This is a genomic window from Peribacillus sp. FSL R5-0717 (assembly GCF_038002945.1).
Classification (GTDB): domain Bacteria; phylum Bacillota; class Bacilli; order Bacillales; family DSM-1321; genus Peribacillus; species Peribacillus frigoritolerans.
The window spans coordinates 3,846,126-3,864,482 of the sequence record NZ_JBBOOF010000001.1 but is presented as its reverse complement, the minus strand read 5'-3'; the positions used below and the strand labels follow the sequence as shown (position 1 = coordinate 3,864,482).

The 18,357-nt window shown below is 41.8% G+C and carries 16 protein-coding genes and 1 pseudogene; 3 read left to right on the top strand and 14 right to left on the bottom strand.

All coding sequences use genetic code 11. The features are described from left to right. Positions 1-24 precede the first annotated feature (24 nt). On the bottom strand, positions 25-960 hold the full coding sequence (locus tag NYE65_RS18635; protein ID WP_034314519.1) for a beta-ketoacyl-ACP synthase III: 936 nt from the start codon (positions 958-960) through the stop codon (positions 25-27). 202 nt (positions 961-1,162) lie between these two features. Between NYE65_RS18635 and NYE65_RS18630 the strand changes: the two genes are divergently transcribed. Continuing rightward, on the top strand, positions 1,163-1,384 hold the full coding sequence (locus tag NYE65_RS18630) for a hypothetical protein (RefSeq protein ID WP_340861434.1): 222 nt from the start codon (positions 1,163-1,165) through the stop codon (positions 1,382-1,384). A gap of 41 nt (positions 1,385-1,425) precedes the next feature. On the opposite strand, the gene NYE65_RS18625 is transcribed toward NYE65_RS18630, so the two are convergent. The 3 genes from NYE65_RS18625 to NYE65_RS18615 all read right to left on the bottom strand — a co-directional run bounded on the left by NYE65_RS18625 (position 1,426) and on the right by NYE65_RS18615 (position 3,489). Further along, on the bottom strand, positions 1,426-1,608 hold the full coding sequence (locus NYE65_RS18625; protein ID WP_034314525.1) for a ComZ family protein: 183 nt from the start codon (positions 1,606-1,608) through the stop codon (positions 1,426-1,428). Positions 1,609-1,830: 222 nt separating this feature from the next. Further along, entirely contained in the window at positions 1,831-2,664 is an 834-nt protein-coding gene (locus NYE65_RS18620; protein ID WP_328176043.1) for a hypothetical protein, read from the bottom strand. Between the two features lie 102 nt (positions 2,665-2,766). Then, positions 2,767-3,489, bottom strand: coding sequence for an alpha/beta hydrolase (locus NYE65_RS18615; protein WP_057275858.1), 723 nt, complete (start codon positions 3,487-3,489; stop codon positions 2,767-2,769). Between the two features lie 293 nt (positions 3,490-3,782). Here NYE65_RS18615 and NYE65_RS18610 point away from each other — a divergent pair, with 293 nt between their 5' ends. Then, positions 3,783-3,974, top strand: a complete 192-nt coding sequence (locus NYE65_RS18610) for a YjzD family protein (RefSeq protein ID WP_034314532.1) — start codon at positions 3,783-3,785, stop codon at positions 3,972-3,974. 82 nt (positions 3,975-4,056) lie between these two features. Here the strand turns inward: NYE65_RS18610 and clpB are convergent, their stop codons facing one another. From clpB to NYE65_RS18580, 6 genes and pseudogenes are all read right to left on the bottom strand, one after another. Continuing rightward, positions 4,057-6,645 carry an ATP-dependent chaperone ClpB gene (gene clpB / locus NYE65_RS18605; RefSeq protein WP_328176044.1) on the bottom strand — a complete coding sequence of 863 codons (2,589 nt, stop codon included), beginning with the start codon at positions 6,643-6,645 and terminating at the stop codon, positions 4,057-4,059. A gap of 385 nt (positions 6,646-7,030) precedes the next feature. Then, a pseudogene (locus NYE65_RS18600) lies at positions 7,031-7,240 on the bottom strand (transposase); the annotation flags it as partial. 211 nt (positions 7,241-7,451) lie between these two features. Further along, positions 7,452-8,651, bottom strand: a complete 1,200-nt coding sequence (locus tag NYE65_RS18595) for an FAD-dependent monooxygenase (protein ID WP_340861433.1) — start codon at positions 8,649-8,651, stop codon at positions 7,452-7,454. A 127-nt stretch (positions 8,652-8,778) separates the two neighbouring features. Beyond that, positions 8,779-9,891 carry a cupin domain-containing protein gene (locus tag NYE65_RS18590; RefSeq protein WP_340861432.1) on the bottom strand — a complete coding sequence of 371 codons (1,113 nt, stop codon included), beginning with the start codon at positions 9,889-9,891 and terminating at the stop codon, positions 8,779-8,781. Positions 9,892-9,921: 30 nt separating this feature from the next. Next, the gene (locus tag NYE65_RS18585) at positions 9,922-10,413 is read right to left on the bottom strand and encodes a DinB family protein (protein WP_340861431.1); all 492 of its coding nucleotides are present in this window, start codon (positions 10,411-10,413) and stop codon (positions 9,922-9,924) included. Between the two features lies 1 nt (position 10,414). Next, the gene (locus NYE65_RS18580) at positions 10,415-11,362 is read right to left on the bottom strand and encodes a fumarylacetoacetate hydrolase family protein (protein ID WP_328176048.1); all 948 of its coding nucleotides are present in this window, start codon (positions 11,360-11,362) and stop codon (positions 10,415-10,417) included. A 384-nt stretch (positions 11,363-11,746) separates the two neighbouring features. Between NYE65_RS18580 and NYE65_RS18575 the strand changes: the two genes are divergently transcribed. Further along, positions 11,747-12,505, top strand: a complete 759-nt coding sequence (locus NYE65_RS18575; protein WP_340861430.1) for an IclR family transcriptional regulator — start codon at positions 11,747-11,749, stop codon at positions 12,503-12,505. 54 nt (positions 12,506-12,559) lie between these two features. On the opposite strand, the gene NYE65_RS18570 is transcribed toward NYE65_RS18575, so the two are convergent. The 4 genes from NYE65_RS18570 to NYE65_RS18555 form a co-directional block, all read right to left on the bottom strand. Further along, positions 12,560-12,739 (bottom strand): YjzC family protein, encoded by a 180-nt coding sequence (locus NYE65_RS18570; RefSeq protein WP_034314546.1) that lies wholly within the window; start codon positions 12,737-12,739, stop codon positions 12,560-12,562. 410 nt (positions 12,740-13,149) lie between these two features. Further along, positions 13,150-14,109 carry an ornithine carbamoyltransferase gene (argF, locus tag NYE65_RS18565; protein WP_340861429.1) on the bottom strand — a complete coding sequence of 320 codons (960 nt, stop codon included), beginning with the start codon at positions 14,107-14,109 and terminating at the stop codon, positions 13,150-13,152. Beyond that, positions 14,106-17,225, bottom strand: a complete 3,120-nt coding sequence (locus NYE65_RS18560) for a carbamoyl phosphate synthase large subunit (protein WP_340861428.1) — start codon at positions 17,223-17,225, stop codon at positions 14,106-14,108. Before NYE65_RS18560 ends, argF begins: the two co-directional genes overlap by 4 nt. Beyond that, positions 17,218-18,300: a carbamoyl phosphate synthase small subunit gene (locus tag NYE65_RS18555; protein WP_328109943.1), complete on the bottom strand. Its 1,083-nt coding sequence runs from the start codon at positions 18,298-18,300 to the stop codon at positions 17,218-17,220. Before NYE65_RS18555 ends, NYE65_RS18560 begins: the two co-directional genes overlap by 8 nt. Positions 18,301-18,357 lie beyond the last annotated feature (57 nt).

The window sequence follows — 18,357 nt, the reverse complement described above, 5'->3', positions numbered from 1 at the left end:
AGCTCTTACGATTAGTATCTTCTTTTATTTACCCCACCTAAGAGCGATCGCTCCCCATGTAAGGCCACCACCAAAACCGACCATGACGATTAAGTCATTGTCCTTGATTCTTCCAGCTTCCATTTCTTCCACAAGGGCCATTGGAATGGACGCTGATGAAGTATTTCCATATTTATGAACCGTTTTTGTCATTTTCTCAAGCGGGAGACCCAGGCGTTCCCTTGAGGCTTCCATTATGCGTATGTTTGCTTGATGCGGAACAAGCAGATCCACATCTTCCTTTGTCAAACCAGCTTTGTCCAATACACCCAGGCTGGATTCCCCCATCTGACGGACAGCAAATTTAAATACTTCACGTCCATTCATATGAATGAAATCTCCTTCCTGTAATAAGTGCTTCCCGCCAGTTCCATCTGCGCCTAATTCAAAGGAAAGGACCCCTTTGCCATCAGATACAGGTCCAAGTACAGCTGCACCCGCTCCGTCACCAAAAAGGACAGCAGTATTACGGTCTTCCCAATTGGTTACTTTCGAAAGTTTTTCAACACCGACAATCAACACATGCTTATATGCACCTGTCTTAATAAATTGCTGTGCCGTGATCATTGCATACATAAATCCGGCACATGCCGCACTTACATCCATTGCAGCTGCCTTCATCGCTCCCAATTTCTCTTGAATCATGCAAGCGACAGAAGGAAACGACTGATCAGGTGTAACGGTAGCCACAAGAATCATATCTATCTCTTCAGCCGAAATTTCCGCATTTTTCAATGCAGCCTTTGCGGCTTCATAAGCCATATCTGATGTATCAATATCATCATTTGCAATTCTTCTTTCCTCGATACCCGTCCTGGTCCGGATCCACTCGTCAGAAGTGTCCATAATTTTTTCTAAATCCGCATTTGTAACGATTTTGTCGGGTAAGTAGCGGCCAAGCCCTAGTATTCCAGCATTCATCTTGCCATCCCCTTATATTTTAATGAGTTATTATAATCATCTATTATTACCTGGTACTAATTTTATATAAAAAAAGACTTCCTTGCAAGAGTTAACAATTTGAAAGGCTAAAGAAATCTCTTTCGGAAGTCGGTCAAGCGCCTATGCCAGGGGAAATTCAGGGACATACATTATAAATAAAAGGAGTAAAGGAGGACTCATTGTGGACATTTTCAATCGCAACCGCGAAAGAAACCCGGATGATCATTTTTCGAATTTGATGTTTGGCAGGAAACCCGAACCAGAGCGAGAGGAATCGAAGGTTGATTACTTGCAATTGATGGCGAGCGTTGAAACATTGATGGGCTTGTACAGTCAATACAAACCGACCATTGATAAAATCAATCTGGATCCATTGATTGCCAAGTTCTTGAAAAAAGAATAAAAAAATTAAGGCTGCCCTTTATCGGGACAGCCTGCCTTTAATTAACGCTGAGCATCTTGTTTGCCAAGCTCATAAGCTTCTTGCATTACGCTTTTAAAGAGCTCCATGAATGGCTCTGCCATCTCCATTGAAAATGGAATCCCGCTTGCCTCAAGCTTCGCTTTTGCCTCTGGGAAGTATTTCATGGCGATTCCCATAAATTCAAGAGTTTTATCTGAACTCATTCGCGTTTCCCCCCTATCTTTTGAATATTCATCAATTGATTTGTGACGCCAAAATAAAGCTCAATAATATCATAATTCCACAGAACCCTTTCGTAAAGGGCGCACATATAAAATCATGGATATCTTTTGATGTTCTTCCTATCCTTGTACATTATAGTACAAGACATATAGATTAGAGGCAAATATACCGTTTTGTTCTTCTCAAATAACGAAAATATTTTTTTAATCACGCTTTCTCCACTTTTTAAGTAAGTTTAATCGTTTATTATGTTTTTTTTGTAATGCAATGCCTTCTTCCGGTTCCATTTTGCATTGCACTTCAAATATTGTTCCTTTATTGATTTTAGTTGTTGATTGTTGGGGAGTGAATGAATCCATGCTTTCATCAAATATTAGCTTGGCACATTCATTCCAATGATCATCAATAGAGCTGCACAATTGGATGTCCCTATCGGAACCTGAGGTTAGCACCGCTTCCAAAGCATTAACAAAATCAGTGATATAGAGAGCATCAAAGGTATATTCGGCAGCAATTGCCGCTTTGATATCAGACTGCCCAAGCTGATTGATTCCAGCTTCAAAGCTCATGCCTTCCGATTGCCATGGTCCATAAATCGTCGGTAAAAATATGATTTTTGCGGAATCGATTTCACGAATCGAGCTTAATATGGAATGATAAATACTGACATCTTTTTCAATGGGCATGAAAAGAACGAAATTGGGCGTTTCATTCTTGCCATTTTTGAATTTCTCAATGAAGGAAACGATTTCGCCTATCAGAAAATCGATTTTCCCCATTTTGCCGCTTTGAATATCGTAGCAAGAGATGAACACCGTGTCCTCCTGTGAAATATCCAATAATTTAAGTTTATTTATCGGAAAGTATATAAAATTTGAATTCCTTCCTATTTCAAGTTCTTTTTCTTCCATAATATATTGATTTGCTTCGGAATCATCCCAATCGATTCCAATTACTTCTTTCCCTTGGTTCAAAAAATATTGAGTCACATAGAATCCCACAAATCGATAAGTGCCAATGACAATGTTTGTTTGCATAAATACAGCCTCCTCGTATGCCATCAAGCCCACTTCACCTGGCACGTCTAGTTTTTTTAGATGCTGTATCGTATGCAAACTATTGTAAAAATATATCTCTTCTCATAAAATCTCTTCATTCTCATTGAAAAACTTTTGTATTTGATAGGGGATTTTATAACGTTTTTCGGGCAATATATACGTCAGCTGCAGGTCTGCTTTTCTTGCCAGCTGGATTTGCCGATAAAGGGAGGCTTGCTCTTTCCGTAAGCTTCCAAAAACCTGAATCACTTTCATGGGGATATTCTCTGCGATTACTGAATCTTCAGTGTCCAGGATATGCTGCTCACATTCCGCAGGTTCAAGCTCATATGCAGCAGCAACCTCGGACAGCCACTTTTTATAGAAGAACTTATTTTCCTTTTCTTTCTCCAATTGTGCTTTCAAGGAAAAAACCGGATCAATCAATACGACAGACCGAATTTTATTTCCAAGTTCATTCATTAGCTTTAGGGCAAGTAGTGCGCCTGTCCCCTCTGCCAATATATGAACCCTTTGATTGACTATTTCTTTTTTCATGAAAAGAATATATAGGTTAAGGGAAAGGTCCAGTGCTTTAGGACTGCCCCAGTTGGCTCCGTGAAAATTGGATGAAAACAGCGTGTATCCGTATTCCTTTAAATATTCCAATATCTGCAGCCTCCCAGGATGCTGCAGCCAAAAGCTGCTGTCTTTTTCGACAAAATGACTACGGTCTCCAATTACCATTACGGAAAAACCACTGGGCCGCTCTGGATAATAGATGATATTCCACTGGTCATCAATTTGAAAAGTTCGTTGTTCCATCGTTCTAACTCCTTTATGGAATATTACTACTATATTAATTTATGACGAAAAATAGAAAGGGTCAGTGGAAACGCCTAACTTCTTATCTTAAATTAAGCAAGCAGGGACGATTTTTGTTTTTATTTTCCCCTATAATTTCCTTTTTGAAGTTTTGAACCAACTTGTATGCCCAAAAAAATTCTCTTATGATTTAATGTATTGAATAATTTAAAGGTTATTATTAAAAACACGTTTTAACTGTATATTAATTATGGTAAGATAAAAATGAATGTAGTGGAATGAGGTGAAATTCGATGCGTTATGCTTGGACAATTTTTTGGACATTCTTATTAGTGCATATGACTGTATATGTTGTTTCTTCCATGATCGGAGTTTCATACGATGCTGCGCAGGGAACGATTTTAGGATTGGCTGCTGCTATCCTGATTCTTATCATCCCTGCTATCTTGCCTGCTGGGCCAGCTAAAGACTCCCATCAACATTAAGAAGCAAAAGAGGACATCCTTTTTAGGATGTCCTTTTTGTTATACCATACTTTGCTTACGGGTAAACTGCATGGCGACGTTTTTATATGAGGACCAATTCATCATGATTATAATCAATCGTGATTCCTTCTTTAAGCTCAACAGTCCCAGCTATGATTTTACGGGCGATTTTCGTTTCGAGATGCTTTTGGATGAATCGCTTCAGCGGTCTTGCTCCATATACCGGATCATATCCCTGGTCCGCAATGAATTCCTTAGCCGCTTTTGTGACGTTGAGGACTATATTTTGTTCAGTTAACCTCACTTGTAATTGATGAACCATTTTATCTACGATTTCAACGATTTCTTGTTTTGTCAGAGGTTTGAATAAAACAATATCATCAACTCGATTCAAAAATTCCGGACGGAAATGCCCTCTTAATTCTTTAAAGACCTGATCTTTTATTTCTTCTTCAATGCCACCATCCACCCGGTTGGATTGCAATAAGAAATGGGAACCGATATTGGAAGTCATGATGATCACCGTATTTTTACAGTTGATTGTTCTGCCTTGGGAGTCTGTTATTCTTCCATCATCCAACATTTGCAGTAAAATATTGAAGACTTCCGGATGCGCCTTTTCAATTTCGTCCAATAATATGACTGAGTAGGGGTTTCTCCTAACAGCCTCCGTAAGCTGGCCGCCTTCCTCAAATCCAACATAACCGGGAGGTGCACCAACAAGTCGGGACACGGAATGTTTCTCCATATATTCCGACATATCAATTCGAATCATATGTTCCTCACTATCGAATAATGTTTCTGCCAAAGCTTTTACCAATTCGGTTTTACCGACACCAGTCGGCCCAAGAAAAATGAATGAACCGATTGGTCTGTTTGGATCTTTTATTCCAGCCCTTGCTCTTAAAACAGCATCGGATACGAGTTCCACCGCTTCTCCTTGACCGATTACACGTTCATGCAGGATATCTGATAGGCGAAGCAGCTTCTCCCTTTCACTTTCCACCAGCTTGCTTACCGGAATCCCTGTCCACCTTGCCACAATCGAGGCAATTTCCTCCTCCGTCACTTCCTGGCGAAGCAATCGTGATTCCTGTTTTTCCTTTTCCAATTCGTCTTCCATTGCTTCCAATTCTTTTTGAAGCTGCGGAATCCTTCCATGCCGAAGTTCAGCTGCCCGGTTAAGGTCATAGTCATTCTCTGCCTGTTCCAGTTCATGACGCAGTTTCTCAAGCTCTTCACGTTTGTCCTGCACCTTTTGAAGCGCTGATTTCTCCATTTGCCACTTGGATTTCATGCTATTCGCTTGATCCTGAAGTTCTGATAGTTCTTTTTGAAGCCCTTCCAGCCTTGCTTTGCTTTGAGGGTCGTCTTCATTTTTCAGGGCCGCTTCTTCAATTTCAAGTTGCATGACTTTTCTCGTGATTTCATCCAACTCGGATGGCATGGAGTCGATTTCCATGCGGATCATCGCACAAGCTTCATCCACTAGATCGATCGCTTTATCCGGTAAAAATCGCTCCGTTATATATCGGTTCGAAAGGACAGAGGCTGCAACGATTGCCCGATCATGTATCCTGACGCCATGATGAATTTCAAACCGTTCCTTTAATCCCCGCAAAATTGAAATCGTATCTTCAACATCCGGTTCAGGAACCAGAACCTGTTGGAAACGGCGTTCCAAAGCCGGATCCTTTTCAATATATTGCCGATATTCATCAAGGGTCGTTGCACCGATACAATGCAGCTCACCGCGCGCAAGCATCGGCTTTAACATATTTCCGGCATCAAGGGCGCCATCTGTTCTTCCTGCACCGACAATTGTATGCAATTCATCAATGAATAAGAGAATTTTCCCATCACTCTTCTTGATCTCATTCAACACCGCTTTTAGGCGTTCCTCAAATTCACCCCGGAATTTGGCCCCTGCGACAAGTGCACTCATATCGAGTGAAAAAACGGTCTTATCCTTTAAACCTTCCGGCACATCCTTCCTGACGATCCTTTGAGCCAACCCCTCGACAATCGCTGTTTTACCTACTCCAGGTTCTCCTATTAATACAGGATTATTTTTCGTTTTCCGTGAAAGAATCCGGATGACGTTACGGATTTCCGTATCTCGACCGATTACTGGATCGACCTTACCCGATTTAACCTCAGCAACGAGATCTCTGCCGTATTTTTTCAGTACTTCATAAGTGCTTTCTGGATTTTGACTAGTCACTCGCTGATTCCCCCTTATATCGCTTATAACCCGTTTTGCTTTATCATAATCAATTCCATATGATGAAAATAGCCTGTTTACATTCGTTCTATTGACTTGCAAAGACGCAAGCAGTATATGTTCGACAGATAAGTATTCATCCTCCCACATCTGCATTTCCTTTTCGGCAGCCGTCAGAATTTGCTGTAGGGAGGATGACATGTAAACCTGGGAAACACCCCCGCTCACTTCCGGTAATCTATCCAATTCCTTATTCAGCTCTATATCAAATAGATTCACCGATTTACCAGATTCCGATAAAATCCTGATTAATAAACTTTCATCCTGCTCCATTAAGGCCTTTAATAAATGAAGCTCCGTCAGCTCGGGATTCCCTCTTTCATTGGCTAGTTCCTGACCGCCAGTGAATGCCTGTTGGGTTCTCTCCGTCATTTTATTAATATCCATCTTGAAACCTCCCATTCATCTATATCATGAACGAATCCCAAATTGGTTTGACCAATTTTGACCTTTATATTTTTATTATACTTCTAATTCTCCCCATGTAAAGGAAAGTTATAAGAAATGCAGTAGTTTGGAAAATAAACGGAAAAAGCCTTTCTTCATATAGAAGAAAGGCTCAGACTGTACAAATTTGGACGTTGATTGGAACGTAGGGCACTCGCTTTCCGCGGGTGGTCCGGGAGCCTCCTCGGCGCACTTGCGCCTGTGGGGTCTCCCTTGGACTCGTTATTCCCGCAGGAGTCTCGCACACCCGCTCCAATCAACTATGTTTAAAATTTCAGATAGAACTCCTTTTGCCTACAGTCTTTTTTGTTTTAAAATAGAACTATTAAAACTTGAGGTGATGAGGATCCATCTTCTTTAAATTAATGGCAGCGAAATTAAGCATCGCTTGCATCGACAATTTTTCAGGGTCCCCTTAAAGTAGTCAACGCATACCATGCTTTTCTTTTGCATCTGCGAATACACGCTCAATCGTTTCTTTACGTTTCGCATATATAGGTTTTACATCTTGATGATGACGCAGATGATCCACTTGGACATGGAAAGGTCCTAAAATGGCTTATCATAATGGCTCGAGAGCCCAAATCTCTTATCCTTTGGTCAAAATTAGAAGGGAATTTAAAAGGGGTTCGGAATTTTTTAATTCTGAACCCCTTTTGTCTACTAACTGAGCCTTTCTTCATATAGAAGAAAGGCAGAACCATTTGTAACATGGATACATTCCTTTATGGATGAAATAAAATGGTTTATGCTTTCACGGCCGTTTTATTGTAACCATGAAATTCATCGACGAATTGGAAATCCCTATCCGTCCGACCTGCAAGGATCGTATCTCGGAGCAGAATGCCTGCATCGGTCGTATTGTGGATGATTTCCCCCCACATTCTTGCACTCGTTTGAACATTAGCCGTACGTGGAATGCGTTCCTCCTGGTATTCCAAAAATGCCTGTTCAATGTCATTCCCATGCTTATGGAGCATATCAGACAAATAAGCTGCATCTTCTAAAGCCTGGCAAGCGCCTTGTGCCAAGTATTGAAGCATCGGATGTGCCGCATCGCCCATAAGCGTAATTCTTCCTTTTGTCCAATTATCAATTGGTAAACGGTCATACATCGGCCAACGGCGTTGTCTTTGAATGAATGAAATCGCATTCTGAACAAGCTCACAAGTTCCGGCAAATACACGGTCCATTTCTTCCGGTGTTCCCCATTGATCTGTTTTTTCGTTTTCTTCCGTATATTGAGAACTTTTGAAAACCACTACTTGGTTATAAAGTTCTCCCCTTCTAACCGGATATTGAACAAGATGAAGGTCTGGCCCAATCCACATGTATACATCATCTAAATCCCCATGGCTCGTAACCTCCTCCATCGGGATCGCTCCCCTGTATGCAACATATTGAGAGCAAACCGGCTGATCTTCCACAAAAAGTTTCCGTGCCTTGGACCATAATCCATCGGCTCCAATGACAGCAGTTCCTGAATGTTGGGACCCGTTGGCAGAAGTAACCGTCACTTCACCTTCATACTCTACTGTCTCAATAATGGTTTGATTCGTGACCAGTTCGATATACGGGTTCTTTCCACAGGCTTCAGCCAATACTTTATGCAAATCGGAACGATGCAAAACAACATACGGAGCTCCATATCTTTCTTTATAAACATCACCTAAATCCAAAGCGGAAAGCTCTTTTCCGGAAAAAGCGTCCATCAGCACCAATCTTTTTGGAAATACTGCAATATCATTGATTTTATCCATGACACCTAAACGCTGCAATACGTTGGTGGCATTTGCTGCAAGCTGAATCCCTGCACCAATTTCCCCAAATTCGGGAGCTTGTTCTAGGACTTTTACATACTGTTTTGTTTCTGCGATTCCTAAAGCAGTTGCCAATCCGCCAATTCCCCCACCGATAACGATGAATGGTTTTTTTTCTGTGTTCATCATCAATTCCCCCTATATTAGTTGCTTTTAGCCAAAGTTGCGGACCACTACCACGGTAAGCGTTTTCATTCGAATGGCATTCATCTATTCACTTGTATCTTAGCTGAAGATTCCAAACCGATTATTTTCAAACCAAAACAGGCTTGAATTCACTTTCAACCTTTTGGTACCCATTGTTTGTGTCTAATGCTTGTTGCTGTTCCAAATCGAAACTTTCCATTATTGGTAGGTCGTTTACCGAGAATAAGTAAGAATCCGCTTCTGCAACGTGCTCATGCCATGCCCAATTCGGAACGACGAAATAATCGCCCTTGGACCAGTCAAAACGCACTCCATTAATGACCGTATATCCTGATCCTTGGTGCACTTGATAAATCGTGGAATGGGTATGGCGATGGGCTTTCGTATGGAAACCCTTAGGAAGTTTCTGCATCCATGCCCCCATCGTCGGATTGGCCGTCTGGCCATTTGATGGATTGATATATTCCACGGCAAAACCTTCATATGGATCCGGTTCGAAATTCATCAATCCTTCTATCGCTGCTTTGGTGCCTTTCCACTTGTAGTTGGCAAGCGGTGCCACTTGTGAATAACGGTCGGATACTGGACGAACCATTCCGCCTTGATAACGGAGCTCTGAAAAATTATCCGGCCGCTTAGGCGTTTCAATCCGATCTGGATATGGTTCAAAGAAAGTGCCGCCTATGGAATAGATGGTTGGGATATCAAGGGCATCCATCCAAATCATTGGTTTTTCTCCAACATGGCCATGACCATGCCATAAGTTTTTAGGCGTGATCAAAAAATCGCCTTCTTCCATGAAGATCCTTTCTCCCTGCACGATGGAGTAGGCACCTTCACCATCCGTAATGAAACGAAGTGCACTTTGGGAATGACGGTGGGAAGGGGCCACTTCACCTGGCAACAGTAGCTGGACCGCTGCATAAAGCGTTTGTGTTGTCGAAGCCCATCCCCAAGGCTGGCGATAAGTAAGGCCAGGGTTTTGAAAATAAATCGCCCTGCGCTCCCCGCCTCGGTCAGGTGTGAAGATTTCAGCCGCTTCCATCAATTTTTTTGTCAAAAGCTCTTCTTTCCATAAATAAGCATGCGCATGAGGTTTAGGTTCATGGTCCATCAGAGCGGGAATGGCTTCCCACAGCGGCCCAAGGTTATACTGCTGAATATCCTTTGTAAAATCTTTTACGATTGTACTATTCATGTATTCCGATTTTTCAGCCATATTAATCCCTACTTTCTTTTTTATCTTGCCTCACTGGATTTTAGAAAGATTTCGCTTAATTTGATCAGAATGTCCTGAAACATGCTCATCGATGAAGTGATCGACTATATAAGAAACTGGTTTGTTTCCGAATTTAGCGAAATTCCGGTGTGGCGATTCTTTGGATAGTGTTTCTTCATCTAAATTCCCGAGACCGCTCTCGACTTTATATTTAAGCTCCTCCACTTGCTTCATGACATCATCCACAGCAAGTTTGTCAGTATCGGTAACCGCCGCCAATCGGGCTGGATCTTGCAATCCACGCCCCCATTCGGCTCCAGGCACCGCTATTACAGTTTCCACTTCACCTAACCAATAAGGAATGGCTTCAGCTAAATGGGAAAGTATCTGCATGATTGACCATTCATCCTCTGCCGGTTTAAATCGGATCGTTTCTTCCGGTAGGTTTGCCGTTGTCTTAAGAATATGGTCGATGGATTGTTGCACTGATTGGATTGATGTCCCGATTTCCTGATAAGCCATTTTATTCTCCCTCCCCGACACGTCTCACACGGTTTTCAAGATAACCTATTTTGTCGATTTCGATTTTGACAACGTCACCATCTTTCAAGAACACTTGTGGATCACGGGCTACTCCTACCCCACCCGGTGTTCCTGTTAGTACGATGTCACCTGGTTCAAGAGTCATTAAGTTCGATAAGAATTCAACTAGATACTTCACATCGAATACGAAGTTGGATGTATTCGTTTTTTGGCGTTCTTCACCATTTACCGTTAATCGGACATTCAAGCCCGATGGATCGGACAGTTCATCGGAAGTGACTAACCAAGGCCCTATCGGAGCACTTCCTTCAACCGTTTTCCCTTGTAGCCACTCAAGTGTACGCCGTTGGATATCACGGTAAGTGACATCATTAGCAATTGTATAACCAGCTACATAATCAAGAGCATCTTCTTTTGAAACATTACGTGCCCTTTGTCCGACAACAAAAGCGAATTCCGCTTCATAATCCAGTTGTTCCGAGATTGGGAAAAACGGTATATCATCCTGGGGACCGATAACTGTATTGGCGAACTTTGCGAATACTACAGGGAATGGCGGCAGTTCACGGCCCATTTCAGCAATGTGTTCACGGTAATTATGACCGACACAAATAATTTTGCTTGGCTTTTGGACAGGGGCCTCAAGCTTAATATTTTCAATTTCATGTACCAATTTATGTCTGAAGGAATCACGATTGTTAATAGCGTAGTCCGCAGCCTTTTGCGCGATGGAAAGGCTTTCATCCCCTCCCTGTAAAAACTCCTCCATTGTTGCAGGGACATAAGCGTCAGCAATTTGTTCACTGCGAAGTTTCCCTTCGCTTTCAAGAAGCGCTTGATAGGCATAGTTCAAGTCAACGACTACATTTTCCGGGTAAATTGCACCGATGCGTTTAAATCCTTGACTGCTGAACGTTACTAATTTCATATTCATTCTCCTTTATTAATCTGGATTTTTTTAAAACCTCTTTTTGATGCCAACATCCTAATTCTGCTGGATTTGCTTCGCAAACCAGAATTTGAATGACGTACACACCTTATCCATTTCACTTATAGATAACATTGTTCACTATTTATATAAATGATAACTCAATTTTCGGAATATTGTCAAGAAAGTATTGCAAATTTTTGTGCAAATGTTATCATCTACACCATTATCAGTACTGCGGAATCAAAAAGTTCGTTATTCATTTAATAGGAACGTATATTGATAGCTTCAAGCATCCGGCGGTTTTTTCTGCTGAATTTCATGTATATTTTACATATTCTGATATACTAGACCTAAATTAAAACAGATTAGGGAGATTGATTTATGGAAATCGTAAAATCCGGTTCGACGATTCAATCATTACAAATAGGGATGAGCATCATAGATTTACTTGCTTCCCAAAGAACTCCTTTAAGATTCTCTGATATTCAGGAATTAACGGAGATAACGAAAAGTAACCTCTATAAATATTTGAATACTTTGACTCAACTGGAGTTACTATATCGCGATAAGACAACCGGTATGTATCACCTTGGGAGCAAATTGATTCAATACGGAATGGCAGCGATAGGAAATGAGGATGTAACGAGCAGAATAACTCCTTATTTACAGGAAATCAGTCACCATACTTCCTGCACGGTCCTTTTTTCCGTTTGGACATATGATGGACCAATCACTGCAAAAATATGGAATTCCAATCAAAACTTAAACATAGGGGCACAGTTAGGTACGCGACTTCCGCCATCATCCTCTTCCGGAAAGGTATTCACTGTATTTCAGGATCCTTCCTTGACGGCGGAATGGATTGAAAAAGATCGTAATGTTACGGGCTCGTTCCTTAATGAAACGAATGAATATGATGAAATTCGGACATACAAAATAGCTTTTGCCAAAGAGCCACTTGTACCATCCGTTTCCTCCATGTCCATTCCGGTTTTTAATTATAATTCGGAATTGTTGGGAGCAATCACTGCCGTTGGGTTCACCGAAAACATTCCTGATCATTATGAAGATCCTTTAAGTGTCTATTTAAGGAAAAGCTGTTTGGAAATCTCGAATATATTCGGTTATTCCGCTGAATAGAAAAAAAGCAGGAAGAAGGATGGCGACCATTCCTTTTTCCTGCTTTTTGATGTTTCATGGCTTCCGCTTATAGGTCCATATCCGATTATGATTGGATGTTTCAGGAAAAGAATCCCCTGCATCCAGCTTTACCATTTTCGGATTCACTACCGTGCTGCCCGTTTCACCGATTTCTACGTAGGTCCCATTATTCGGTGCCTTCTGACCTGGCTTAAATTGACGATTTTGCCCCATAGATTTCACCCCTTTACATGCTTTCCCTGTTATTATTACCAGGTTCCTATCTTTCATGTCAGAAAAATTAGGAACATACAGGAAATTCAGCTGAATTAAAAAGCGTCTGTTCTCTGAGCAGACGTCTTTTTAAGTTTTTAAAAATTGACCGTCGATTGGAACGTAGGGCACTCGCTTGGACGCTCTTTTCCCGCAGGCATCTCGAACACCCGCTCCAATCAACTTTGTTTTAACATTAAGGATAGAGCCTTTTACCTGCAGTCTTTTTTGTTTATAGATGTATTAAAACTCGAGGTAGTTAGTATTCTCTAACTGCTACAAATAAAATCAAAAAGGTTTCGGAATGAGACCATTCCGAAACCTTTTTTTCTACAAACTGAGTGACCGCTCTCTGAGGTAAGCTTTTTTGGTTAAGACATTAAGTCCACCAGGACCGCCTTTTGGGCATGAAGGCGATTTCCGGCTTGGTGGAAAACGACGGAATTAGGACCATCGATCACTTCAGCCGTAACCTCTTCCTCCCGATGTGCAGGCAGGCAATGCATGAATAAATAATCTTCTTTAGCAAGTTTTACTAGCTCACCATTAATTTGATAATCTTTAAAAGCTTCTAAGCGGATACCATTCTCGATTTCCTGCCCCATGGAAGTCCAAACATCCGAATAGACGATATCCGCATCTTTTATGGCCTCCAAAGCTGAGGTTGTCACCAAAATTTCACTGCCAGTCTCTTCTGCCACTTTTTTAGCATAGGCGACGACCTTTTCATCAGGTTTATAGGCGTCAGGACACCCAATGGAAAAATCCATTCCCATTTTTGCACAGCCTACCATCAATGAATTCGCAACATTATTGCCATCACCGATATAACTCATCTTCAAGCCTTTTAACTGCCCTTTTATCTCGATGATCGTCAAGAAGTCTGCAAGTACCTGACAAGGATGTGCAAGATCTGTTAACCCATTGATGACTGGGATAGAAGCATTTTCTGACAATTCCAGTATTTTTTCATGCTCGAAGGTACGAATCATGATGCCATCAATGTATTCAGAAAGAACTTTTGCAGTATCGGAAATCGTTTCACCACGTCCAATTTGCAAGTCATTGCCACTTAGGAACAAAGCGTGCCCGCCAAGTTGCATCATGCCCACTTCAAAAGAAACACGGGTACGGGTAGACGATTTTTCAAAGATCATCCCCAGCGTTTTCCCTTTTAAAGGCGTATATTCTTCACCTGCTTGCAATTTGCCTTTAATGGTCTGCGCTAGCTTTAACAAATCTGCAATTGCCGTTGGTGTAGACTCTTTCATGGTCAAAAAATCTTTTCCATTTAAAATCTTCGCTTGTGTCGGTGCCGTCATTGAACTCATACGTGTGACACTCCTTTCGAATATGGTATAAGCCATTCCTGAAGCGAGGTAACCCCTGGATCGGCATTTTCCACCGATTGCAGATAGGCCTTGAACGTCTCTTCTTCCGTAAAAGCAAGCAGTCGGTATTTCGCTGCAAGTAACCTTAGCTGCTTATCTTCCTCCGTTGTTCCATATGCCAAAACGACCGCCGCATTTCCTTCATTTAACCATTCATCAAAATCTGAATTCCCCAATGTCAAACCAGCTTCTTTGATTTGCACTAACAGGTCTTCACTTAATTGAACTGATTCTGATTGATAAACGCCTGTGGTATGATTAGCTTTTTGAGCATGGAACACTTTTGTCAACGCTTCATTTACCGTTTCCCCGATGGCGATTCCTTCACCTGTTGATTTCATTTCCGGACCTACCTTCGAATCAAGTCCGCTTAGTGCAAAAGTAGAGAATACGGGATATTTGACAACTGCATATGGAATTTCATCCATTAAGCCCGTTTTTTCGAAAGCATTCGACAATGAATATTTCCCAAGCAATATTTTTGTCGCTATTTGCACCAAAGCTACATCGGTCACTTTACTGATGATTGGAATTGTTCGACTTGCACGAGGATTCACTTCCAATACGTATACACTATTTCCTTCGATCACGAATTGGATGTTCATAAGACCTTTATAACCAAGTTCACTAACTAGTTTTTCAGCATAAAGAGTCATTTTATCTTTAATATCATCCGTTAAGGATTGAGCTGGCAATAAGGCCATGCTATCTCCTGAATGGACGCCTGCTTTTTCTATATGTTCGGCAATGATGGGAATATAAACATCATTTCCATCAGCAATCAAATCGATTTCGGCTTCCTTCCCTGGAATATAGGAATCGATCAACACGGGATAGACTAGTGCCGTTCCATTAGCCATTCTATTCAACAAGCTTTCTTTGGAGCCGATGATTTCCATTCCCTGGCCGCCAATTACATAGGATGGGCGTAAGAGTACCGGAAAGCCGATGGCCTCTGCCCGGGAAATTAATTCTTCTTCTCCATTAGCCATTGAACCTGGTACATGGGGGATATCCAGTTTTTGAAGAAGCTGATAAAAACGATCACGATCTTCTAATTGATCAAGTGTATCGAAGGATGTCCCCAACAAATTGACACCGTATTCTTCCAGGCCTTTAGCAAGGTTTATCGCAGTCTGCCCGCCAAATTGGACGATAACATCTTTTATGTCTTCCGCTTCTATCACATTAAGAACATATTCAAGGGTCAACGGTTCGAAATAAAGGCGATCTGCTGTCGCAAAATCCGTGCTTACCGTTTCCGGATTATTATTGATCATGATCGTTTCAACATTTTCATCCTGGAGTGCATAAACACCGTGAACTGAACAGTAATCAAACTCTATTCCCTGCCCGATGCGAATCGGGCCGCTGCCAATCATCAAGACTTTCTTTTTATCCGTTTTTTGCTGTTCGTTCTCACCAAAATATGTTGAATAGTGATAGTTTGTATGTGATTCGAACTCGGCTGCACATGTATCAACCGTTTTGTAGACCGCCGTCACACTTAGTGATTTCCTGTGTGCTCTCACTTCCATCTCATTTACTTTCCATACGGAAGCAAGATAGCGGTCTGAAAAGCCCTTTTCCTTGTATGACTGAAGTTCTTCCCTTGTTACATGATCGATTGCTTTAGCTTCAATCTCCATTTCGCTTTGGATCAATGAAGCAAAGGATTTAAGGAAGAAATAATCTATGGCTGTCGCTTCATGAATTTCTTCAATCGTCACGCCTTTTCTGAGCATTTCAAAAATGACAAAGATTCGTTCATCCGATTTTTCGGCAAGCTTTCCCCAAAGTTCAGGAACGGTTTTATTTTTCAGTGATGATAGCTGCAGCCCAATCGTTTTCAATTCCAAAGAATCGACGGCCTTTTGGACTCCCCCCTCAAAGCTGCGGTGTAAAGCCATGACTTCACCAGTTGCCTTCATCTGTGTTCCCAATTTGCGGTCGGCGGTCGTGAATTTATCGAATGGCCACCTCGGGAACTTCACCGCTACATAGTCAAGCGCAGGTTCGAAGCTTGAATATGTGCTTTTCGTTACAGGATTGATGAGCTCCGATAAATCGTAGCCGACAGCGAGCTTTGCCGCTATGCGGGCTATGGGATAACCTGTTGCTTTTGAGGCTAGTGCCGATGAACGGCTGACGCGCGGGTTCACTTCTATTAAATAATATTGCTTGCTATTCGGATCAAGTGCAAATTGAATGTTACATCCCCCTATGATCCCTAAAGCAGAGATGATTTTAATGGATGCGGCACGCAGCATCTGAAACTCATCGTCCGATAAAGTCTGTGATGGTGCCACGACGATCGAATCACCTGTATGGATCCCTACCGGATCGATATTTTCCATATTACAGATAGTGATGCACGTATTGTTGCCATCTCGCATAACCTCATATTCGACTTCCTTAAAACCAGCTATGCTTCTTTCAATCAAGCATTGTGTAATTGGGCTTTCTTGCAGTCCGCCCCGTACAAGCTCCTTAAAGGTTTCCGGTGAATCGGCAATACCGCCGCCAGTTCCGCCGAGTGTATAAGCGGGACGAACGATGATGGGGAAACCGATTTTGTCGGCAAAAGCCAGCGCTTCTTCAAGAGTATGGACAATCGTACTGTCGGGAACGGGTTCACCTATTTCAAACATCAACTCACGGAACAGCTCACGATCCTCCCCTTTTTTGATGGAGTCGATCGGAGTTCCCAATAATTTGACCTTATATTTTTCAAGTATTCCAGCATCATCCAACTGATAAGCTAGGTTCAATCCTGTTTGACCGCCTAATGTAGCTAGCAGGCCATCCGGCTTTTCTTTGGAAATGATTTTTTCCAGTACATCAACCGTTAAAGGTTCGAAATAAACAGCATCCGCATTCATATCATCAGTCATGATTGTTGCCGGATTGTTGTTGACCAGTATGACTTTATATCCTTCTTCCTTTAAAGCGAGGCAGGCCTGTGTACCTGCATAATCGAATTCGGCGGCCTGCCCGATGACAATCGGCCCCGAACCAATCACTAAAATGGTCTGTATCGTGTCGTCCTTAGGCATAAGCTTTTTCTCTCCCGCTATAATCATTTATCATTTGTAAAAAGTCTTTGAATAGTAATGAACTCTCGATAGGTCCTGGATTTGCCTCAGGGTGGTACTGGGTAGTGAAGATTGGCAAGTCTTCATGCATGAGTCCCTCAACCGTGTTATCATTCACGTTTCTGAATCTCACTTGAAGCGATGTTCCTTGCAAGCTCGGTTCATCAACCTCATAACTATGATTCTGCGAACTCATATACACCTGTTTCGTTTTCAAATCGACCACGGGCTGATTCGCACCACGATGTCCAAACAGCATTTTTTTTGTATTTCCACCTAACGCAAGGGCCGTTAATTGATGACCGAGGCAGATGCCCATCGTTGGAAAACTTGTAATGATCTTTTTTATGTTTCCTAAAAGGTATTCAAGCTGTTTTGGATCCCCAGGCCCATTTGAAAGCAAAATACCATCTGGCTTCAAGTCCTTGATTTGCTCGAATTCCGTATCGAATGGTACGACAGAGACTCGGCAGCCTTGAGCGACCAATGAATCCAAGATTGATTTTTTATAGCCGAAATCCATCATCACAACGTGCTTGCCGCCTTCACCAAATTTCTCGACAACCTTTGTGGATACCTCAGCTACATGGGCTGATAAACCATTCAGGCTGGGTACGACAGTGTATTTTTCATCAGCTGTGATGACTGCCTGCATGGAACCTTCCTTTCTTATATTTTTAACGACCGCTCTTGTGTCCACATGGCTTAAAAGAGGAATGTTCCACTTGTCTAAATATTCACCAATTGAATATTTAGCCTGATAATGGGAATGGCTCATATTTCCTTCATATACAATCACACCGGCAACATGCGGCTTTTTACTTTCAAAATCATGTTCATTGATTCCGTAATTTCCGATTAGTGGGTATGTGAAGATGACAATCTGGTCCTTATATGAAGGATCTGTCAACACTTCTTGATATCCGGTCATTCCTGTAAAAAAGACAATCTCTCCAGTGATTGTTTTTTCAGTCGATGTAGTCAGCAGTTCCCCTTCAAAGACGGAACCATTCTCTAAATGTAGATAGCTTTTCATGATCTTCACCTCTTTAGATGATGTATATTTATATATACAATAGCATAATTATTCATT